The organism is Streptomyces sp. SD31, from assembly GCF_052068475.1.
In the GTDB taxonomy this organism is placed as follows: Bacteria; Actinomycetota; Actinomycetes; order Streptomycetales; family Streptomycetaceae; genus Streptomyces.
This window is the reverse complement of the sequence record NZ_JBQHCX010000016.1, coordinates 170,057-190,300: the sequence shown is the minus strand read 5'-3', so window position 1 is coordinate 190,300 and position 20,244 is coordinate 170,057. Positions and strand designations below refer to the sequence as shown.

The window sequence follows — 20,244 nt, the reverse complement described above, 5'->3', positions numbered from 1 at the left end:
TGGCCGATACTGGACGCGTTATGGACATCCTCATCCTTGCTGTAGTCATCGCCGTGGTCGTGCTCGGCGCGCTCGGCGGGCTCATCGTCGGCAGCCGGCGCAAGAAGCAGCTGCCCCCACCGCCCCCAGCCGCCCCCGACATCACCGCCCCTCCGGCCGAGCCGCACGTCGGCGACGAGGCCGAGACACCGCGCGACGAACCGCGCCGGACCATAGAGGAGGTGGACCTTCCCGGCGGCGGAGCACCGACCGCCGTCGAGGAACCCCCGGTCGTCGAAGAGCTCCCGCCGACCGAGATCGAGGTCCCGGAGCCCACCGCCGGCCGCCTGATCCGCCTGCGCGCCCGGCTCTCCCGCTCGCAGAACGCCCTCGGCAAAGGGCTGCTCACGCTCCTGTCGCGCGAGCACCTCGACGAGGACACCTGGGAGGAGATCGAGGACACCCTCCTCACCGCCGACGTCGGCGTGCTGCCCACCCAGGAACTGGTCGACGGGCTGCGCGAGCGCGTGAAGGTCCTCGGCACCCGCACCCCCGAGGAGCTGCGCGGCCTGCTGCGCGAGGAGCTGCTCAAGCTGGTCGGCACCGACTTCGACCGCACGGTCAAGACCGAGCCGGAGACCAGCAAGCCCGGCATCGTGATGGTCGTCGGCGTCAACGGCACCGGCAAGACCACCACCACCGGCAAGCTCGCCCGCGTCCTCGTGGCCGACGGGCGCTCCGTCGTCCTGGGCGCCGCCGACACCTTCCGTGCCGCCGCCGCCGACCAGCTCCAGACCTGGGGCGAGCGCGTCGGTGCCTACACCGTGCGCGGGCCGGAGGGCGGCGACCCCGCCTCCGTCGCCTTCGACGCGGTGAAGGAGGGCAAGGAGATGGGCTCCGACGTCGTCCTGATCGACACCGCCGGGCGCCTGCACACCAAGACCGGCCTCATGGACGAGCTCGGCAAGGTCAAGCGCGTCGTCGAGAAGCACGCGCCGCTGGACGAGATCCTGCTCGTGCTGGACGCGACGACCGGGCAGAACGGCCTGGTCCAGGCCCGCGTCTTCGCCGAGGTCGTCGACATCACCGGCATCGTGCTCACCAAGCTGGACGGCACGGCCAAGGGCGGCATCGTCATCGCGGTCCAGCGCGAGCTGGGCGTGCCGGTGAAGCTGGTCGGGCTGGGCGAGGGTGCCGACGACCTGGCGCCGTTCGAGCCGGAGGCGTTCGTGGATGCCCTTATTGGTGACTGACTGCCCGTACGAGGGATTCGTACACGAGGAAGGACCCCACCCCATGGTGCAGATGGAGTGGGGTCCTTCCGTATCGAGAGCTAAGCGCGCGACCGATGCGCCACATAAGCCAGCGTCCCCAGAAGGAGCCGGGCAGCGGGTGGCTTCGTCGCCGTGTCCAGCGCTGGAGGCCGCAGCCACCGCACCGGCCCCAGGCCGCCCCGGTCGGACGGCGGCGCCGTGATGTGTGTACCCGGGCCGAGGCCGTGCAGGTCGAGGTGGGCCGGGTCGTCCCAGCCCATGCGGTAGAGGAGTTCGGGGAGTTCCTCGGCGGCGCCGGGGGCGACGAAGAAGTGGGCGCGGCCCTCCGGGGTGGCGGCGACCGGGCCGAGGGGGAGGCCCATGCGTTCGAGCCGGGTCAGCGCGCGGCGCCCGGCGGGCTCGGCCACCTCGATCACGTCGAAGGCCCGCCCGACCGGCAGCATCACCGCGGCGCCCGGGACCTCCGCCCAGGCCTTGCCGACCTCGTCGAGTGTGGCCCCGGCCGGGACCTCGGGCGCGAAGTCGAGGGGGTGTGCGCCGGGGGCGTGGCAGTCGGAGCGGCCGCACGAGCAGGCGCCCGCCGCGGCTCGCGCACCGGGCGCCACGTCCCAGCCCCACAGTCCGGTGAACTCGGCGACGGTGGTGCACTCCGAGGAGCGGCCACGTCGTCGCGAGCCGGAGCGGATCTCCCGGATGCCGCCGATCGTGAAGCCCATGCCCCCTCCAACGGGTCCAGCGCGCCGGTGGTTACGACGCGGATTCGGATCGTGACCCTGTGTGTTCCTGGATCGCCGGTTACCCACTGTCGCTGCTCGGTCCACGCGGCGCCTGGAAGCACTCAGGGTTGTGGGCCCGGCGACACACGCCCCTAAGTGCTCCGCTGCGCCCACTTCCGGCCGTCCTATGTCAAGTGAATCGCGTAGAGGCCACCGTTAGTTCATTCGAAGGGGTGGCGAATGGTGGCGATTCCGGGATCGCCATGGCTGGGGGCGTGATCGTAGGATTACCGTGAGTGCACGGCCCGTTGGGGCACATGCACTTGTGGGTATGCCGGAGGCAAGTCGGCTTTCCGTTCGAAGGGTGACAACCGCCGGACGGGCGGCCGTATTTACCGGCATTCTGATAGGGCTTGGCGCACTCGGTGACAAGTGGTCCAAGGGATGGGGGCGTTCCAGTGAGCGGCAACAGCGGAAGCGGTACGAGTGCCGGTGGCGCATCGCACGCTGACAAGCGGCCGAACGAGCTGCTCACGTCCTGGTTCGTGCGGAGCGGCTGGTCGAAGGGCGAGCTTGCCCGCCAAGTGAACCGCCGGGCCCGCCAGTTGGGCGCCAACCACATCTCCACCGACACCTCACGTGTACGCCGCTGGCTGGACGGCGAGAACCCCCGCGAGCCGATCCCGCGGATCCTGTCCGAGCTGTTCTCCGAGCGCTTCGGCTGCGTCGTCTCCGTCGAGGATCTCGGCCTGCGCGCCGCCCGTCAGTCACCCTCCGTGTCCGGCGTCGACCTGCCCTGGACGGGCCCGCAGACGGTGGCCCTGCTCAGTGAGTTCTCGCGCAGCGACCTGATGCTGGCGCGGCGCGGCTTCCTCGGGAGCTCGCTGGCCCTGTCCGCGGGCCCGGCCCTCATCGAACCGATGCAGCGCTGGCTGGTCCCCGCGCCCCCGGCGCCGTACCAGGAGCCCCGGCCCATCCCGTCCTCACGCGCGCGTGGCCGCCTGTCCAGGCCCGAGCTGGACCTGCTGGAGTCCACCACCGTGATGTTCCGGCAGTGGGACGCCCAGTGCGGCGGCGGTCTGCGCCGCAAGGCGGTCGTCGGCCAGCTGCACGAGGTGACCGACCTGCTCCAGGAGCCGCATCCCGAGGCCACCACCAGGAAGCTGTTCAAGGTCGCCGCGGAGCTGGCGGAGCTGGCCGGCTGGATGTCGTACGACGTGGGGCTCCAGCCCACCGCGCAGAAGTACTTCGTCCTCGCGCTGCACGCCGCCAAGGAGGCGGGCGACCGGCCGCTCGGCTCGTACATCCTCTCCAGCATGAGCCGCCAGATGATCCACCTCGGCCGGCCCGACGACGCCCTGGAGCTGATCCACCTCGCGCAGTACGGCAGCCGGGACTGCGCGAGCCCGCGCACCCAGTCGATGCTGTATGCGATGGAGGCCCGCGCCTACGCCAACATGGGGCAGCCCGGCAAGTGCAAGCGGGCGGTGCGGATGGCCGAGGACACCTTCACCGAGGCCGACGAGTGGGACGAGCCGGACCCCGACTGGATCCGCTTCTTCTCCGAGGCCGAGCTGTACGGCGAGAACTCCCACTCCTACCGCGACCTGGCCTATGTCGCCGGCCGCAGCCCGACGTACGCCTCGCTGGCCGAACCCGTGATGCAGCAGGCCGTGGACCTGTTCGCGAAGGACGGCGAGCACCAGCGGTCGTATGCGCTGAACCTCATCGGCATGGCCACGGTCCAGCTGCTGCGGCGGGAGCCCGAGCAGAGCGCGGTCTACGCCGAACAGGCCATGCGGGTCGCCAAGAAGGTGCGCTCGGAGCGCGTCAACACTCGTATTCGAAAGACGGTCGACACGGCTGTACGCGACTTCGGGGATCTCGCCGAGGTCGTGGACCTCACCGACAAGCTCGCCGTGGAGCTGCCGGAGACCGCGGAGGCGGTCTGAGCTCCAGAGGATTCCCCGGGAATCCCCAGAACCCCGGCCGCGGCCGGCCTTCCCGAACCGCCCGACTCGGCTCCCCCATGCCAGGTCATCGGAAGGCCGACCGCGGCCGGTTCTCTTACCTCCAGTGAAGGTTGCGCCACGATAACGATCGTGCAGCCGAACATCTCGCAGTTCATCAACGCGTAACACGCAGGGCGCCTTCGTCACGGCGGCGAAACAACGAGGGGCTTCCATCGAAACTCCGCTGCGTCAATCTCGTGGCGCATAACCGGCCCACCCCTCAATCCGCTCAGGCTTCCGCCCGCACGGGGCCGTACCAAACGACGAGGAGACGCCGATGGCACCAGCCATCACGCTTGCCGCAGAGACGGAGATCTCTGCCGCCAACACAGGTTTCATGCTCATCTGCTCCGCCCTGGTGATGCTCATGACGCCGGGCCTGGCCTTCTTCTACGGAGGCATGGTCCGCGTAAAGAGCACCCTGAACATGCTGATGATGAGCTTCATCAGCCTGGGGATCGTCACCATCCTGTGGGTGCTGTACGGCTTCTCCCTTGCCTTCGGTACCGACTCCGGCAGCCTCATCGGCTGGAACTCGGACTGGGTCGGCCTCAGCGGGGTCGACAAGGGCGAGCTCTGGGGCTCGTACAACATCCCGCTGCTCGCCTTCATGGTCTTCCAGCTGATGTTCGCGATCATCACGCCCGCGCTGATCAGCGGTGCGCTCGCGGACCGCGTGAAGTTCTCCGCCTGGGCGCTGTTCATCGCCCTGTGGGCCACGATCGTCTACTTCCCCGTCGCCCACTGGGTCTGGGGTGAGGGCGGCTGGGCCTTCGACATGGGCGTGATCGACTTCGCCGGTGGTACGGCGGTCCACATCAACGCGGGTGCCGCGGCGCTCGGTGTGATCCTCGTCATCGGAAAGCGGGTCGGCTTCAAGAAGGACCCGATGCGCCCGCACAGCCTCCCGCTGGTCATGCTCGGCGCCGGTCTGCTGTGGTTCGGCTGGTTCGGCTTCAACGCCGGCTCGTGGCTCGGCAACGACGACGGCGTCGGCTCGCTGATGTTCGTCAACACGCAGGTCGCCACCGCCGCCGCCATGCTGGCCTGGCTGATCTACGAGAAGATCCGCCACGGCGCGTTCACCACGCTGGGCGCCGCCTCCGGTGCGGTCGCCGGTCTGGTCGCCATCACCCCGGCCGGTGGTGCGGTCACCCCGATGGGCGCGATCGCCGTCGGTGCCATCGCCGGTGTCCTGTGCGCCATGGCCGTCGGCCTGAAGTACAAGTTCGGCTACGACGACTCGCTCGACGTCGTCGGCGTCCACCTGGTCGGCGGTATCGTCGGCTCGATCCTGATCGGCTTCTTCGCCAGCGGCAAGGGTCAGTCCGAGGCCACGGGCGTCTTCTACGGCGACCACAAGTTCGACCAGCTGTGGAAGCAGCTCGCCGGTGTCGGCGGTGTCCTCGCCTACTCCCTGATCGTTTCCGCGCTTCTCGCCTTCGTCCTCCACAAGACCATCGGTATGCGGGTCTCCGAGGACGAGGAGGTTGCCGGCATCGACCAGGCCGAGCACGCCGAGACCGCATACGACTTCAGTGGCGCCGGTGGCGGTGCGGCCAAGGCCGCGGTCACGGCCCCGGTCGCCGCAGCTTCGAGCAAGAAGGTGGACGCATGAAGCTCATCACCGCCGTCGTGAAGCCGCACCGGCTCGACGAGATCAAGGAGGCCCTCCAGGCCTTCGGCGTGCACGGCCTGACGGTCACCGAGGCGAGCGGCTACGGTCGTCAGCGGGGCCACACCGAGGTCTACCGCGGTGCCGAGTACACCGTCGACCTGGTCCCGAAGATCCGCATCGAGGTGCTGGCCGAGGACGACGACGCCGAGCAGCTGATCGACGTCATCGTCAAGGCCGCCCGCACCGGCAAGATCGGTGACGGCAAGGTCTGGTCCCTGCCGGTCGAGACGGCCGTACGGGTGCGGACCGGCGAGCGCGGACCGGACGCGCTCTGAGGAACGCGCTCTGAGGGAAGAACTCGGAGAACGACTCAGAGCACAGCTCAGGGAAGAACTCCAAGAGAACGCGCTCTGAGAGAAGAAGAAGGACAGGAGTCGCTGGGTGTCGAGTACGGACGTTCGTAAGGATGCAGAGGACTCGGGACCCAGCGGCTACGCGGCGGCCCGGCTGCGCCTCCTCACCGAGGGGGCGCAGTCCGGGCCGCCGCGCCGTTCGGCGCTCGCGGAGCTGACCGACGACTGGCTGACCGGCCTGTTCGCCGCCGGCGCCGAGGGACTGCGCGGCGTCTCCCTGGTCGCTGTCGGCGGATACGGCCGGGGCGAGCTGTCCCCCCGCAGCGACCTGGACCTGCTCCTGCTGCACGACGGCAGCGACTCCGACGCGGTGGCCGCCCTGGCCGACCGCATCTGGTACCCCGTCTGGGACCTCGGCCTCGCCCTCGACCACTCCGTGCGCACGCCGGCCGAGGCCCGCAAGACCGCAGGTGAGGACCTCAAGGTCCAGCTGGGCCTGCTGGACGCCCGGCACATCGCGGGCGACCTCGGCCTCACCGCCGGACTGCGGACTGCGGTCCTGGCCGACTGGCGCAACCAGGCGCCCAAGCGCCTGCCCGAACTCCAGGAGCTGTCCGCCGAGCGCGCCGAGCGCCAGGGCGAGCTGCAGTACCTCCTGGAACCCGACCTGAAGGAAGCCCGCGGCGGGCTGCGCGACGCCACCATCCTGCGCGCCGTCGCCGCCTCCTGGCTGGCCGACGCCCCGCGCGAGGGCCTCGCCGACGCCCGGCGCCGGCTGCTCGACGTGCGTGACGCCCTGCATCTGACGACCGGGCGGGCGACGGACCGGCTCGCGCTTCAGGAGCAGGATCAGGTCGCCGCCGAGCTGGGCCTGCTCGACGCGGACACGCTGCTGCGGCAGGTGTACGAGGCGGCGCGGGTCATCTCGTATGCGAGCGATGTCACATGGCGCGAAGTGGGGCGTGTGCTGCGCTCGCGCGCGGTGCGGCCGCGTCTGCGCGCCATGCTGGGCGGCGGCAAGCCCACTGCCGAAAGGTCCCCCCTCGCCGAGGGCGTGGTGGAGCAGGACGGCGAGGTGGTGCTCGCCCGCGCCGCACGCCCCGAACGCGACCCCGTGCTCCCCCTGCGTGCCGCGGCCGCCGCCGCGCAGGCCGGACTCCCGCTCTCCCTGCACGCCGTACGGCGCATGGCTGCCTCCGTGCGCCCGCTGCCGACGCCCTGGCCCGCCGAGGCACGTGAGCAGCTCGTGACCCTGCTGGGCTCCGGGCGGCCGACGGTCGAGGTCTGGGAGGCCCTGGAGGCCGAAGGGCTGATCACCCGCTTCCTCCCCGACTGGGAGCGGGTGCGCTGCCGCCCGCAGCGCAACGCCGTGCACATCTGGACCGTCGACCGGCACCTCATCGAGACGGCCGTCCGCGCCTCCGAGTTCACCCGCCGCGTGCACCGCCCCGACCTGCTCCTGGTCGCCGCGCTGCTGCACGACATCGGCAAGGGCTGGCCCGGCGACCACTCGGTGGCCGGCGAGATCATCGCCAAGGACGTGGCCGCGCGCATCGGCTTCGACCGCGACGACGTGGCCGTGCTCTCCACCCTCGTACGCCATCACCTGCTGCTCGTCGAGACGGCCACCCGGCGCGACCTGGAGGATCCGGCCACCGTGCGCGCGGTCGCCGAGGCGGTCGGCTCCCAGGGCACCCTGGAGCTGCTGCACGCCCTGACCGAGGCGGACGCCCTGGCCACCGGCCCGGCCGCCTGGTCGTCGTGGCGGGGTTCGCTCGTCGCCGACCTGGTCAAACGAGTCGCGGCCGTGCTGGCCGGGGACGACCTCGACGAGCCCGAGGCTGCCGCGCCCACCGCCGAGCAGGAGCGGCTCGCCATCGAAGCGGTCGCGACGGGCAGCCCGGTGCTGTCGCTGCGCGCGCAGACCGAGCCGCCGACCGAGGAGCAGCCCTCGGGCGACCCGGAGCCGCTCGGCGTGGAGCTCCTCATCGCCGTACCGGACCAGCCGGGCGTGCTGCCCGCGGTGGCCGGTGTCCTGGCGATGCACCGCCTGACCGTGCGCACCGCCGAACTGCGCGCCCTGGATCTGCCGGACGGCGTCGAGGGCTCCGTCCTGCTGCTGGACTGGCGGGTCGCCGCCGAGTACGGCTCCCTGCCGCAGGCCGCCCGGCTCCGTGCCGACCTGGTGCGGGCCCTGGACGGCTCCCTGGACATCGCGGGCCGCCTCGCCGAGCGGGACGCCGCCTATCCGCGCCGGCGGGGCGTCGTGCCGCCGGCGGCGAGGGTGTCGGTCCACCCGGCGGCCTCCCGGCTGGCCACGGTGATCGAGGTACGCGCACAGGACGCGCCGGGGCTGCTGTTCCGGATCGGGCGGGCGCTGGAGGACGCGAGCGTGCGGGTGCGCAGTGCGCATGCCAGCACGCTGGGCGCCAACGCCGTCGACGCGTTCTATGTCACAGGCCCCGAAGGGGCGCCGCTGCCCAGCGAGGAAGCGGCCTCCGTGGCGCGCAAGCTGGAGGAGACGTTGCGGGGCTGAGACCCTGTTCAAAGGCTCTGCACCCAGGGATCCCGGCAACCTGCGCCGCCGGGATACCCTGGAGGGCGATTCCCAGCTGCCACCGACCCCGAGGACCGCGAGCGCCGTGTTCGATACTCTCTCCGATCGCCTCTCAGCGACTTTCAAGAACCTGCGCGGCAAGGGACGGCTCTCCGAGGCGGACATCGACGCCACCGCGCGCGAGATCCGCATCGCACTCCTCGAAGCGGACGTGGCGCTGCCGGTCGTCCGGACGTTCATCAAGAACGTCAAGGAGCGCGCCCTCGGCGTCGAGGTCTCCAAGGCGCTGAATCCGGCCCAGCAGGTCCTGAAGATCGTCAACGACGAGCTCGTGACGATCCTGGGCGGCGAGACCCGGCGCCTTCGCTTCGCCAAGCAGCCCCCGACCGTGATCATGCTCGCGGGTCTGCAGGGTGCCGGTAAGACCACCCTCGCGGGCAAGCTCGGCCGCTGGCTGAAGGAGCAGGGCCACTCGCCGCTGCTCGTCGCCGCCGACCTCCAGCGCCCGAACGCCGTCAACCAGCTCAGCGTCGTCGCCGAGCGCGCCGGTGTCGCGGTCTACGCGCCCGAGCCGGGCAACGGCGTCGGTGACCCGGTCAAGGTCGCCAAGGACTCCATCGAGCACGCCAAGGCCAAGGTCCACGACATCGTGATCGTGGACACCGCCGGCCGCCTGGGTATCGACCAGGAGATGATGCAGCAGGCCGCGGACATCCGGGACGCGGTCTCGCCGGACGAGATCCTGTTCGTCGTCGACGCGATGATCGGTCAGGACGCCGTCAACACGGCGGAGGCCTTCCGCGACGGCGTCGGCTTCGACGGCGTGGTGCTCTCCAAGCTCGACGGTGACGCCCGCGGTGGTGCGGCCCTGTCGATCCGGCAGATCACCGGCAAGCCGATCATGTTCGCGTCGAACGGCGAGAAGCTCGACGACTTCGACGCCTTCCACCCGGACCGGATGGCCTCCCGCATCCTCGACATGGGTGACCTGCTCACCCTGATCGAGCAGGCGGAGAAGACCTTCGACCAGGCCGAAGCCCAGAAGATGGCCGAGAAGCTGGCCTCCAAGAAGGGCCAGGACTTCACCCTCGACGACTTCCTGGCCCAGATGGAGCAGGTCAGGAAGATGGGCTCCATCTCCAAGCTGCTCGGCATGCTCCCGGGCATGGGCCAGATCAAGGACCAGATCAACAACCTGGACGAGCGGGACGTCGACCGCACGGCCGCGATCATCAAGTCGATGACACCGGCCGAGCGCCAGGAGCCGACGATCATCAACGGCTCGCGGCGCGCCCGTATCGCCCGCGGTTCCGGCGTCGAGGTCAGCGCGGTCAAGAACCTGGTCGAGCGGTTCTTCGAGGCGCGGAAGATGATGTCCCGCATGGCCCAGGGCGGCGGCATGCCGGGCATGCCGGGGATGCCGGGCATGGGCGGCGGCCCCGGCCGCACCAAGAAGCAGCCGAAGAAGGCCAAGGGCAAGCAGCGCTCCGGCAACCCGATGAAGCGCAAGCAGCAGGAGCAGGAGGAGGCCGCACGCAGGGCCGCCGCCGCTCAGGCCGGCGGCGCCTTCGGCGTGCCGGGCCAGCAGGCTCCGCAGGACTTCGAGCTGCCGGACGAGTTCAAGAAGTTCATGGGCTGACGGTTCGTCTCGTACGACCTTCTCGTCGAGTACGTCACTGAGGGCGCCCCTTCCGGAGGGGCGCCCTCTGCGCGTGCCAGGGCCCGGCATCTGCCGTAACGTCCATATATGAGCAATGCCGCGCCACCACGCAAGGCCCCTGACCAGCCGTGGCGCACCGAAGGCACACCGGACGAGCCGTCCGGGCGGCCCGGCGGGCGACGGATGCGCGGCCGCTGGTGGAGCCTGCTCCTCACCGCGGTGATCGTCTTCCTGCTCGCCTATGGGGGACTGACGTACCTCGACCGGGGCAACGAGCCGACGATCTCCTACACGGAGTTCAGCAGGGAGGTCGATGCCGGCAACGTCGACAAGATCTACTCCAAGGGCGACGCGATCCAGGGGGAGCTCAAGAGCGCCCGGGACAACCCCGAGGGCGACGGCGACTACACCAAGTTCAAGACGCAGCGGCCGGCCTTCGCGGACGACGACCTGTGGCAGGAACTGAGCAGCCGCGACGTCACGGTGACCGCGCAGCCGGTCGTGAAGGAGCGCGGTCTCCTCTCCAACCTGCTGATCTCGCTGGCGCCGATCGTGATCATCGTCGCGGTGTGGATCTTCGTTGTCCGGCGGCTCGGCGCGGGCCGAGGTGGCGCGGGCGGCATGTTCGGGCGCAAGGCGCCGCCCAAGCCGGTCGAGCTGCGGCCGGGGACCCAGCGCACGACGTTCGCCGACGTGGCCGGCATCGACGAGGTCAAGGGCGAGCTGGACGACGTCGTCGACTTCCTGGAGCACCCCGACGCCTATCGCAGGATGGGCGCGAAGATGCCGCGCGGCGTGCTGCTCGCCGGCTCGCCCGGCACCGGCAAGACGCTGCTGGCGCGTGCGGTGGCGGGCGAGGCAGGTGTGCCGTTCTTCTCCGCGTCCGCGTCCGAGTTCATCGAGATGATCGTCGGTGTCGGAGCCTCCCGCGTCCGGGAGCTGTTCGCCGAGGCGCGCAAGGTGGCGCCGTCGATCATCTTCATCGACGAGATCGACACCATCGGCCGGGTGCGCAGCGGCGGTGCCTCCGTGAGCGGCCACGACGAGCGTGAGCAGACGCTGAACCAGATCCTCACGGAGATGGACGGCTTCTCCGGCTCGGAGGGCGTGATCGTCATCGCGGCCACGAACCGCGCCGACATCCTGGACCCGGCGCTGACCCGGCCCGGCCGCTTCGACCGGGTGGTCAACGTCTCCCCTCCGGACAGAGACGGGCGCGAGGCGATCCTGCGGATCCACACCCGCGAGATTCCGCTCGCCGAGGACGTGGACCTGACCCAACTGGCCCGGACCACCCCCGGTATGACGGGAGCGGATCTGGCCAATCTCGCCAACGAGGCCGCTCTGCTCGCGGTCAAGCGGAAGCAGGAGCAGGTGACCGCCTCGGACCTCTCCGAGGCCCTGGAGAAAGTGCAACTGGGCGCCGCACGCACCCTCGTGATGCCCGAGGAGGACCGCCGCCGCACGGCCTACCACGAGAGCGGGCACGCCCTCCTCGGCATGCTGCAGCCGGGCGCCGACCCCGTCCGCAAGATCACCATCGTGCCGCGCGGTCGGGCGCTCGGGGTGACGATGTCGACGCCCGAGGTGGAGCGGTACGCGCACTCCGAGGAGTATCTGCGCGGCCGCATCATCGGCGCACTGGGCGGCATGGCGGCCGAGCAGGTGGTCTACGGCGTCGTCACCACGGGCGCGGAGAACGACCTGGAACAGGTCACCAACATCGCCCGCGGCATGGTCGCCCGCTGGGGCATGAGCGCACGGGTCGGCCGGCTGTCCGCCCTGCCCAGCGACACCCAGCAGGCGTACGGCCTCGCGGCCGCCCCGCAGACCCTCGACGTGATCGACGCGGAGATGCGCCGGATCGTCGACGAGTGCTACGAGGAGGCCTGCCGCAAACTCCGCGAGCACTACGGGCAGCTGGAGGCGCTGGCGGAGGCCCTGCTGGAGAACGAGACACTGGAGGAGGCGGACGCCTACCGGATCGCGGGCATCACCCGGCTGACCAAGGAGGCGGACGCGTAGCGGGCCCGCTCAGTCCCGTTGCGCTTCACGGCACGCGCGCGATCAGGTACCGGAAGACATTCGGCATCCACACCGTCCCGTCCGGCCGCCGATACGGATGCAGCGCCTCCGCCAACTCCTTGTCCACCTGCACCTGATCGGTCGCCGCGATCGCCGAGTCGAACAACCCGGTCGACAGCAACCCCCGTACGGCACTGTCGACGTCCGCGTACCCGAAGGGGCAGGCCACCCGCCCGGAACCGTCGGGCTTGAGGCCCGCCCGCTGGGCGACCTCCTCCAGGTCGTCGCGCAGGGCGGGACGCCAACTGCCCGTACTGCGCAACGGGTCGGCCAACTTGGTGGCCACGCGCAGCACGGACGACGTGGCACAGCGCTCCGGCGGCCCCCAGCCGGCGAGCACCACGGGCGCCCCCCGCTCGGCGAGCGGCGTCGCGGCCGCGAGCATCTCACCGAGCCCCTCCGAGTCGCCCGCGAGGCACCCGATGGGCTCGAAGGCGGTCACCAGCGTGTACGCGGCCGTCTCCGTGTGGTCCTCGGTGTCGGCCGCGGCTGCCAGGTCGTCGGGTGCGCCGTCGACGAGCCGGGTCTCGGCACACGCGCGCGTGCCCCACGCCCCGGGCAGCAACCGCTGCCGTGCGAGGGCCAGTCGTTCGGGGGAGCAGGACTCGACGCCGGTGACGGCCGCGCCTCTGGACGCCGCCATCACCAGGGCGAGCCCGCTACCGCAGCCGAGGCCCAGCAGCCGGGTGCCGGGCCCCGCTTCCAGTCGCTCGTAGACGGCTTCGTAGAGCGGAACCAGCATCCGCTCCTGAATCTCGGACCAGTCACGCGCGCGTGCACACAGGTCCACGCGAGGTGCCGCCCCCGCGTGAGGCAGGTGCTGTCGCACGAGCGTAGGTGTCATGTAAAGCGCCCCAATCCGCCGAGAGTTACCGCTGAGTCCGATTCCGTCGCCCCCGTGGCATGCGCTCGCGCTCCCCCCGTATGCCAGGAAACTCCGCGCCCGACGCCGCGTCCAGAGGTCGCGGGGCCCTGCTTGTGGCTTCCCTGTGTGCGTGGCGAGAATTCACATTCCGGCAACCTGGGTCCGTACGATCTCGCCAGGGCCGAGGCGCCGTTCGGAGGTCGCGGGCGGAGGACTTCCCATGCGGGTACCAGGACCTGGGCCACAGGGCCGAGTCGGCCGACACACGCACGGGCGGCGCGGCTCCCCACGGTCCTCGAAGAGGACCGGGTGCTGCTGCGACGCTCGGCGAAGAAGGCGAGGTCAGGCCGGCCGAGCACGCCGTGACCGTACGGTGTCTGCTCGCCGGGGACGGGGCGGTGCCGGACGCCGACGACGCGCCCGGTAACGTCGCGGTGGTGGCACGCGCTTACTGATAGGACGCCCGTGTGGAACGAGAGCGGCCGAATCGCCTCTTGCGCATCCGCACACCACAGCCACACCGGCGCGTGGACGGGGCGTACGCGCCGGCGCGTACGTCAGGCTACGCACCAGCTTGGTACGAGCTGTGAGGCTTCTCCGCAGATCGGCGCACCCGCCCTCGTCAGGGCGCATCATTCGCAACTGACGGGTACGTGCAAATTATTTGGGATGCCCCGGAATCGGAACACAGCGGCACTCCGGCTCGTTGTCATTACGTGAGCACGACACAGACACCACCTGTTCTCGCCGCAGAACTGGCACAGGCGTGGGCCGACATTCAGCGGTACCACCCCGAGCTGCCGGATCTCGCCGCGCCAGAGTCACTGATCGGGGAGTCGTCGTCCGCCTGCGGTCACGAGCTCTCCTTCGAGCGACTGCTTCACGAGGCAGTCCATGGCATCGCCGCCGCGCGCGGCGTCCGCGACACCTCCCGGGCCGGCCGTTACCACAACCGCAGATTCCTCTCCATCGCCGAGGAGCTGGGCCTGGACCACCCCGAGGAGCCGCACCCGAGCAGCGGCTTCTCCCTGGTCACGCTCAACCCCGAGGCCAAGCGCCGCTACCGCCCGACCATCGAACGCCTCCAGCGCGCCCTGAAGGCCCACACCGCGGCGACCTCCGCCGACACCAGCCGGACCTTCCGCGGCCCGGCGGCCCGCCACGGCTCCTCCGGGGGCGGCGTCCGCGTCAAGGCGGTCTGCGACTGCGGCCGCAACGTCCGGGTCGTTCCGTCGGTGCTGGCGCAGGCGCCGATCGTCTGCGGCGGGTGCGGGAAGCCGTTCCGGATCCCGGAGGTGGCCGGCGCGGCGTGACGGCGCCCTGCCGAGCACCGGCATCTCGTGGCTGCCGGTCGGAAGGCATGGTGCGTCGGGACGTACGGCGCGCGGACACGCGTGGCGTGGGGGTGCCGTTGTAGTGGGCCCGCGGCACCCCCGTCGGCGCCGGATTGCGCGACCGACCTCAACGGCACCTTCACGCCGGGTGCCTCTCAGGCGTGCCCGAGCACACGGCCGCCCCCCCTCGGCCGGAAGGGACCCGCAGGGTGTGGCACAATGGCTAGCTGTACTCGACAGCCGCACAGGAACCCTCTCGCCTCCGGCTGACGCGTCCATCGGGCACTCGGGTACCGCAACCCCACGCGGCATTCTCGCCGTGCCCAACCACGTCAAATCCAGGAGAACCCACTCCCGTGGCAGTCAAGATCAAGCTGAAGCGTCTGGGCAAGATCCGTTCGCCTCACTACCGCATCGTCGTCGCCGACTCCCGTACCCGTCGTGACGGTCGTGCGATCGAGGAGATCGGCAAGTACCACCCGACGTACAACCCGTCGGTCATCGAGGTCGACGCGGACCGTGTCGCGTACTGGCTGGGTGTCGGCGCGCAGCCGACCGAGCCCGTGCTCGCCATCCTGAAGAAGACCGGCGACTGGCAGAAGTTCAAGGGCGAGCCCGCCCCGGCTCCGCTGCTCGTGGCCGAGCCGAAGAAGGCGCGCCCGTCGTTCGAGGCCCTTGGTGGCGACGACGAGGGCAAGGGTGAGGCGATCACCCAGAAGAAGAAGGCGGAGAAGAAGGACGAGGCTGCCGCCGAGTCCGAGTCGGCCGAGGCCTGAGCATGCTCGAGGAGGCTCTCGAGCACCTCGTGAAGGGCATCGTCGACAACCCTGACGATGTGCAGGTCGCCTCGCGCAACCTGCGTCGCGGGCGTGTGCTGGAGGTCCGGGTGCACCCCGACGACCTCGGCAAGGTGATCGGCCGCAACGGCCGCACCGCACGCGCTCTGCGCACCGTCGTGGGTGCCATCGGCGGCCGCGGTGTCCGCGTCGACCTCGTCGACGTGGACCACGTCCGCTGACGCCGAACGCAGCACCGGCTCGGGCCGGGGAGGGCCACTGGGCCGTCCCCGGCCCGTAGTCGTATGAGCCTCGCGGCTCGTAGTCGTTCCGACAGGAGATCTTGGAAAGTGCAGCTCGTAGTCGCACGGATCGGCCGCGCTCACGGCATCAAGGGCGAGGTCACCGTGGAGGTCCGCACCGACGAGCCGGAACTGCGGCTCGCGCCCGGCGCGGTACTCCTCACCGATCCCGCCTCGGTAGGCCCGCTCACCATCGAGACCGGCAGGGTGCACAGCAGCCGGCTGCTGCTGCGCTTCGAAGGGGTCAAGGACCGCAACGCCGCCGAGGCGCTGCGCAACACCCTCCTGATCGCCGAGGTGGACCCGGACGAGCTGCCCGAGGAGGAGGACGAGTACTACGACCACCAGCTGATGGACCTGGACGTGGTCACCGCTGATGGCGTGGAGGTCGGCCGTATCACCGAGATCTCGCACCTGCCCTCCCAGGACCTCTTCATCGTGGAGCGTCCCGACGGCAGCGAGGTCATGATCCCGTTCGTCGAGGAGATCGTCGCCGAGATCGACCTGGTGGAGCAGAAGGCCGTCATCACGCCACCGCCGGGCCTGATCGACGACAAGGCGGAGATCGACTCCACCCGGGACGACAGCGCATGAGGCTCGACGTCGTCACGATCTTCCCCGAGTACCTGGAGCCCCTGAACGTCTCCCTGGTCGGCAAGGCACGCGCGCGTGGGCAGCTGAACGTCCATGTGCACGACCTCCGCGGCTGGACGTACGACCGCCACAACACGGTCGACGACACGCCGTACGGCGGCGGCCCCGGCATGGTCATGAAGACCGAGCCCTGGGGTGACGCGCTGGACTCGGTCCTGGCGGACGGCTACGAGAGTGGCTCCGGGGCGCCCACCCTGATCGTCCCCACCCCCAGCGGCCGTCCCTTCACCCAGGAACTCGCCGTCGAGCTCTCCGAGCGGCCCTGGCTGATCTTCATGCCGGCCCGCTACGAGGGCATCGACCGCCGCGTCATCGACGAGTACGCGACCCGTATGCCCGTCCATGAGGTGTCCATCGGCGACTACGTCCTCGCCGGCGGCGAGGCGGCCGTACTGGTCATCACGGAGGCCGTGGCCCGCCTGCTGCCCGGCGTCCTGGGGAACGCGGAGTCCCACCGGGACGACTCCTTCGCGCCCGGCGCGATGGCCAACCTCCTCGAAGGCCCCGTCTACACCAAGCCGCCCGAGTGGCGCGGCCGGGACATCCCCGACGTGCTGCTCAGCGGCCATCACGGCAAGATCGCCCGCTGGCGCCGGGACGAGGCGCTCAGGCGTACGACGGTCAACCGGCCCGACCTCATAGAGCGCTGCGACCCCAAGGCCTTCGACAAGAAGGACCGGGAGATGCTCTCCATCCTGGGCTGGATGCCCGATCCGGAGGGCGAGCGGGTCGGTCGATTTTGGCGCAGGACAGAGGGCGTGGAAGAATAGGTCGCTGTTGTGCGTCGTCCGGCGTGCGCCCCTGCCACAGGGGGACACGACGCCCGCCCCGACACGGACAGCATCCTCACGAAACACCTAGCTCCCGCCTATGACCTGTGGCATGGGCGAAGAAAGCAGACGAAATGTCTCACCTGCTCGACTCCGTCGACGCCGCGTCGCTGCGCAGCGACGTCCCGGCCTTCCGCCCGGGCGACACCGTCAACGTCCACGTTCGCGTCATCGAGGGCAACCGCTCCCGTGTGCAGCAGTTCAAGGGCGTTGTGATCCGCCGCCAGGGCGCCGGCGTGCGCGAGACCTTCACGGTCCGCAAGGTCTCCTTCTCCGTCGGCGTCGAGCGCACCTTCCCGGTGCACACCCCGATCGTCGAGAAGATCGAGCTCGTCACCAAGGGTGACGTGCGTCGCGCCAAGCTGTACTACCTGCGCGAGCTGCGCGGCAAGGCGGCGAAGATCAAGGAGAAGCGCGAGAACTGAGCGCTTCAGGGGGCTCGCCCCCGCGGGGTCCAAAGCGGGGCCGGATAACATCTGGCCCCGATGGACACCGAAGCACAGCCGACGGAGCGCGACCGCTCCTCCCGCCCTTCCGACTCCGAGGAGATCTCGGACACAGAGGGTCAGGAGGGACGGTCGCGCTTCGCGTTGGTGTCGCGGATCACCCAGTGGCTCCCGGGCGGGCGCATCAGCCTGACCCTGCTGGTTTTCCTGGTGTTCCTGCTGTTGCTCAACACGTTCGTGCTGCGGCCGTTCGAGATTCCCAGCGGATCCATGGAGTCCGGATTGAGGATCGGCGACCGCGTTCTCGTAAATAAGTTGGCGTACCGTTTCGGTGCCGAGCCGCGACGCGGTGATGTTGTCGTGTTCGATGGAACTGGGTACTTCGGGGATGCCGACTACATCAAACGCGTTGTGGGTGTGGGGGGAGACCACGTGGTCTGCTGCGACAAGGAGGGGAGGATCCGGGTGAATGGCCGGTCGGTCGACGAGTCGACATTCCTTTACCCCGGTGACAGCCCGTCCACGGTGCCGTTCGACGTCGTCGTGCCCGACGGCACCCTGTTCGTCCTCGGCGACCACCGCAGCGACTCCAGCGACTCCCGCGACCATCTGGGCTCGCCCGGCGGCGGCATGGTCCCGGTCGACGACGTGATCGGCCGTGCCGACTGGATCGTATGGCCGACCGCCCACTGGACCCACCTGCACCGACCGGACGCCTACGCGCGCGTGCCAGCAGCGGAGGGCGCGCATGGGTAACCGTGGCAAGCCGCGTGGAGCCCCCACCAGCGCCGCCGACAATCTGCTGCCCACCGGTGCCCGGCGCGCCGCCAGCCCCGCCGGCGGTCGCACGCGCGCGGAGCGGCGCAAGCTCCAGCGCAAGGTCAAGCGGCGCCGCAGGCGCTCCGCGATGAAGGAGATACCCCTCCTCGTCGGCGTCGCCGTCCTCATCGCGCTCGTCCTGAAGACCTTCCTCGTCCAAGCCTTCGTGATCCCCTCCGGCTCCATGGAGCAGACGATCCAGATCGGTGACCGTGTCCTGGTCGACAAGCTCACGCCCTGGTTCGGCTCCAAGCCGCAGCGCGGGGACGTCGTCGTCTTCAAGGACCCCGGCGGCTGGCTCCAGGACGAGCAGACGACGGTGCAGAAGGAGGACCCCGTCGTCGTCAAGCAGGTCAAGGAGGCGCTCACCTTCATCGGCCTGCTGCCGTCCGACGACGAGAAGGACCTCATCAAGCGCGTCGTCGGCGTCGGCGGGGACCGCGTCAAGTGCTGTGACACGCAAGGGCGGGTCACCGTCAACGGCGTTCCCCTGACCGAGGACTATCTGTATCCCGGCAACGTCCCCTCAAAGACGGAGTTCGACATCACCGTCCCGCAGGGCCGGCTGTGGGTGATGGGCGACCACCGGGCCAACTCCGCGGACTCCCGCTCCCACCAGGACAGGAACTACGGCGGCACCGTCTCCGAGGAGGAGGTGGTGGGGCGGGCCATGGTCATCGCCTGGCCCCTCGGCCACTGGACCTCCCTGGAGGAACCGAAAACCTACGCTTCCGTGTCCGACTCGGCGACCGGGTCGACCGCGTCCGTCCAGCTGTCGCATAGGGTTGCCCACGACGATTCGAACGGAACGATCCAGCTCCCGAGCCCTGCGGAACTCCCGCTCGTTATGGGAGTGGTGGGCCTGCGCCGTGCATGGGGCAGGCAGCGGCACAGAGTAAGGAGTTGGCGTGGGGGATGTGGCGGTTGGCGCACGATCCGGGCACGACGGCGAGGAGCACCGCGGACACCCCGTGGGAGCAGCCGGCGCGGCCGCGGACGGCGCTGTGACCTCCGGGAATGACCCCGGAGCGGCCGGCGACGGCGAAGGGTCGGGCGGACAGCCCCCGACCGACGAGCAGGGGTCCGGCGGGGCTTCCCCCAAGCCGAAGAAACAGCGCTCCTTCTGGAAGGAGCTGCCCATCCTGATCGGCATCGCGCTCGTCCTCGCGCTGCTGATCAAGACGTTCCTGGTGCAGGCGTTCTCGATCCCCTCCGACTCGATGCAGAACACCCTCCAGCAGGGTGACCGCGTCCTGGTCGACAAGCTCACCCCATGGTTCGGCTCCGAGCCCGAGCGCGGCGAGGTCGTCGTCTTCCACGACCCCGACAACTGGCTGGCGGGCGAGCCCACCCCGGACCCCAACGCGCTGCAGACGTTCCTCAGCTGGATCGGCCTGATGCCGTCCGCTGAGGAGAAGGACCTCATCAAGCGCGTCGTCGGAGTCGGCGGCGACACGGTCGAGTGCGAAGGCACCGGCCCGCTGAAGGTCAACGGCAAGGCGCTGAGCGAGGCGTCCTATGTCTACCCCGGCAACACGCCGTGCAGCCAGGACGACCAGGGCGGTCAGTTCAAGGTGAAGGTCCCCGAGGGCTACATCTGGGTCATGGGCGACCACCGGCAGAACTCCCGTGACTCGCGCTACAACCAGTCCGACAAGAACCACGGCATGGTCCCCGTCAAGGAGGTCGTGGGCCGCGCCATCGTGATCGCCTGGCCGATCAACCGCTGGGACAACCTGCCGGTCCCGGACACCTTCGAGCAGAACCTGGACGCCCGGTCCGCCGCTCTGACGGTCGCGCCGCAGGGGCTCGCCCTGGCCGGTGCGGTGCCGCTGGTGCTGTGGCGCCGGCAGCGGATCAAGGCGGCCGAGACGCGCTGACCGCTCGGCGACCTTCCTGCCGCCGCCCTTCCGTACCTCCTTCCGGGGCGGCGAGCTTGGGAAAGCTTTGCCGAGCGGGTGACC

The 20,244-nt window shown here is 70.2% G+C and carries 18 protein-coding genes; 16 read left to right on the top strand and 2 right to left on the bottom strand.

What is annotated here, in order from left to right:
- Positions 1-20 precede the first annotated feature (20 nt).
- The gene (ftsY, locus tag ACTMVF_RS31010; protein WP_441274408.1) at positions 21-1,232 is read left to right on the top strand and encodes a signal recognition particle-docking protein FtsY; all 1,212 of its coding nucleotides are present in this window, start codon (positions 21-23) and stop codon (positions 1,230-1,232) included.
- An 80-nt stretch (positions 1,233-1,312) separates the two neighbouring features.
- Here the strand turns inward: ftsY and ACTMVF_RS31005 are convergent, their stop codons facing one another.
- Entirely contained in the window at positions 1,313-1,969 is a 657-nt protein-coding gene (locus ACTMVF_RS31005) for a bifunctional DNA primase/polymerase (RefSeq protein WP_441274407.1), read from the bottom strand.
- A 458-nt stretch (positions 1,970-2,427) separates the two neighbouring features.
- On the opposite strand from ACTMVF_RS31005, the gene nsdA reads away from it, so the two are divergent.
- The 6 genes from nsdA to ftsH all read left to right on the top strand — a co-directional run bounded on the left by nsdA (position 2,428) and on the right by ftsH (position 12,194).
- Positions 2,428-3,921, top strand: a complete 1,494-nt coding sequence (gene nsdA / locus ACTMVF_RS31000) for a transcriptional repressor NsdA (RefSeq protein ID WP_441274406.1) — start codon at positions 2,428-2,430, stop codon at positions 3,919-3,921.
- A gap of 337 nt (positions 3,922-4,258) precedes the next feature.
- Entirely contained in the window at positions 4,259-5,599 is a 1,341-nt protein-coding gene (locus ACTMVF_RS30995; RefSeq protein WP_441274405.1) for an ammonium transporter, read from the top strand.
- A complete protein-coding gene (locus ACTMVF_RS30990; protein ID WP_003997576.1) occupies positions 5,596-5,934 on the top strand; it encodes a P-II family nitrogen regulator in 339 nt (112 codons plus the stop codon). The genes ACTMVF_RS30995 and ACTMVF_RS30990 overlap by 4 nt, the downstream gene beginning before the upstream one ends.
- 106 nt (positions 5,935-6,040) lie before the next feature.
- Complete coding sequence (locus tag ACTMVF_RS30985; RefSeq protein WP_441274404.1) at positions 6,041-8,488, top strand: [protein-PII] uridylyltransferase; 2,448 nt, start codon at positions 6,041-6,043, stop codon at positions 8,486-8,488.
- Between the two features lie 106 nt (positions 8,489-8,594).
- Positions 8,595-10,148, top strand: coding sequence for a signal recognition particle protein (gene ffh / locus ACTMVF_RS30980; protein ID WP_441274403.1), 1,554 nt, complete (start codon positions 8,595-8,597; stop codon positions 10,146-10,148).
- A gap of 108 nt (positions 10,149-10,256) precedes the next feature.
- On the top strand, positions 10,257-12,194 hold the full coding sequence (gene ftsH / locus ACTMVF_RS30975; RefSeq protein WP_441274402.1) for an ATP-dependent zinc metalloprotease FtsH: 1,938 nt from the start codon (positions 10,257-10,259) through the stop codon (positions 12,192-12,194).
- 25 nt (positions 12,195-12,219) lie between these two features.
- Here ftsH and ACTMVF_RS30970 read toward each other — a convergent pair whose 3' ends face one another.
- Positions 12,220-13,098: an SAM-dependent methyltransferase gene (locus tag ACTMVF_RS30970; RefSeq protein ID WP_441274401.1), complete on the bottom strand. Its 879-nt coding sequence runs from the start codon at positions 13,096-13,098 to the stop codon at positions 12,220-12,222.
- A 737-nt stretch (positions 13,099-13,835) separates the two neighbouring features.
- Here ACTMVF_RS30970 and ACTMVF_RS30965 point away from each other — a divergent pair.
- The 9 genes from ACTMVF_RS30965 (at position 13,836) to lepB (ACTMVF_RS30925) (ending at position 20,160) form a co-directional block, all read left to right on the top strand.
- The gene (locus ACTMVF_RS30965; RefSeq protein ID WP_301996609.1) at positions 13,836-14,432 is read left to right on the top strand and encodes a hypothetical protein; all 597 of its coding nucleotides are present in this window, start codon (positions 13,836-13,838) and stop codon (positions 14,430-14,432) included.
- A 377-nt stretch (positions 14,433-14,809) separates the two neighbouring features.
- Entirely contained in the window at positions 14,810-15,229 is a 420-nt protein-coding gene (gene rpsP, locus ACTMVF_RS30960; protein ID WP_030048919.1) for a 30S ribosomal protein S16, read from the top strand.
- Positions 15,230-15,231: 2 nt separating this feature from the next.
- Positions 15,232-15,471 (top strand): RNA-binding protein, encoded by a 240-nt coding sequence (locus ACTMVF_RS30955; RefSeq protein ID WP_003973401.1) that lies wholly within the window; start codon positions 15,232-15,234, stop codon positions 15,469-15,471.
- A 108-nt stretch (positions 15,472-15,579) separates the two neighbouring features.
- Positions 15,580-16,125: a ribosome maturation factor RimM gene (gene rimM, locus ACTMVF_RS30950; protein WP_441274400.1), complete on the top strand. Its 546-nt coding sequence runs from the start codon at positions 15,580-15,582 to the stop codon at positions 16,123-16,125.
- Entirely contained in the window at positions 16,122-16,955 is an 834-nt protein-coding gene (gene trmD / locus ACTMVF_RS30945) for a tRNA (guanosine(37)-N1)-methyltransferase TrmD (protein WP_441274399.1), read from the top strand. Before rimM ends, trmD begins: the two co-directional genes overlap by 4 nt.
- Before the next feature lie 134 nt (positions 16,956-17,089).
- A complete protein-coding gene (gene rplS, locus ACTMVF_RS30940; RefSeq protein ID WP_018531094.1) occupies positions 17,090-17,440 on the top strand; it encodes a 50S ribosomal protein L19 in 351 nt (116 codons plus the stop codon).
- 60 nt (positions 17,441-17,500) lie between these two features.
- Entirely contained in the window at positions 17,501-18,217 is a 717-nt protein-coding gene (gene lepB, locus ACTMVF_RS30935) for a signal peptidase I (protein WP_441274398.1), read from the top strand.
- Entirely contained in the window at positions 18,210-19,301 is a 1,092-nt protein-coding gene (gene lepB, locus ACTMVF_RS30930; protein WP_441274397.1) for a signal peptidase I, read from the top strand. Before lepB (ACTMVF_RS30935) ends, lepB (ACTMVF_RS30930) begins: the two co-directional genes overlap by 8 nt.
- Positions 19,189-20,160 carry a signal peptidase I gene (lepB, locus tag ACTMVF_RS30925; RefSeq protein WP_441274396.1) on the top strand — a complete coding sequence of 324 codons (972 nt, stop codon included), beginning with the start codon at positions 19,189-19,191 and terminating at the stop codon, positions 20,158-20,160. The genes lepB (ACTMVF_RS30930) and lepB (ACTMVF_RS30925) overlap by 113 nt, the downstream gene beginning before the upstream one ends.
- The last annotated feature ends 84 nt before the right edge of the window (positions 20,161-20,244 follow it).

Bases quoted from the DNA above. Each gene is read 5' to 3' on its own strand.
- ftsY (WP_441274408.1), top strand. From the start codon at position 21: ATGGACATCCTCATCCTTGCTGTAGTCATCGCCGTGGTCGTGCTCGGC.
- ACTMVF_RS31005 (WP_441274407.1), bottom strand. From the start codon at position 1,969: ATGGGCTTCACGATCGGCGGCATCCGGGAGATCCGCTCCGGCTCGCGA.
- ACTMVF_RS30995 (WP_441274405.1), top strand. From the start codon at position 4,259: ATGGCACCAGCCATCACGCTTGCCGCAGAGACGGAGATCTCTGCCGCC.
- ACTMVF_RS30990 (WP_003997576.1), top strand. From the start codon at position 5,596: ATGAAGCTCATCACCGCCGTCGTGAAGCCGCACCGGCTCGACGAGATC.
- ftsH (WP_441274402.1), top strand. From the start codon at position 10,257: ATGAGCAATGCCGCGCCACCACGCAAGGCCCCTGACCAGCCGTGGCGC.
- ACTMVF_RS30970 (WP_441274401.1), bottom strand. From the start codon at position 13,098: ATGACACCTACGCTCGTGCGACAGCACCTGCCTCACGCGGGGGCGGCA.
- ACTMVF_RS30955 (WP_003973401.1), top strand. From the start codon at position 15,232: ATGCTCGAGGAGGCTCTCGAGCACCTCGTGAAGGGCATCGTCGACAAC.
- trmD (WP_441274399.1), top strand. From the start codon at position 16,122: ATGAGGCTCGACGTCGTCACGATCTTCCCCGAGTACCTGGAGCCCCTG.
- rplS (WP_018531094.1), top strand. From the start codon at position 17,090: ATGTCTCACCTGCTCGACTCCGTCGACGCCGCGTCGCTGCGCAGCGAC.
- lepB (WP_441274398.1), top strand. From the start codon at position 17,501: ATGGACACCGAAGCACAGCCGACGGAGCGCGACCGCTCCTCCCGCCCT.
- lepB (WP_441274397.1), top strand. From the start codon at position 18,210: ATGGGTAACCGTGGCAAGCCGCGTGGAGCCCCCACCAGCGCCGCCGAC.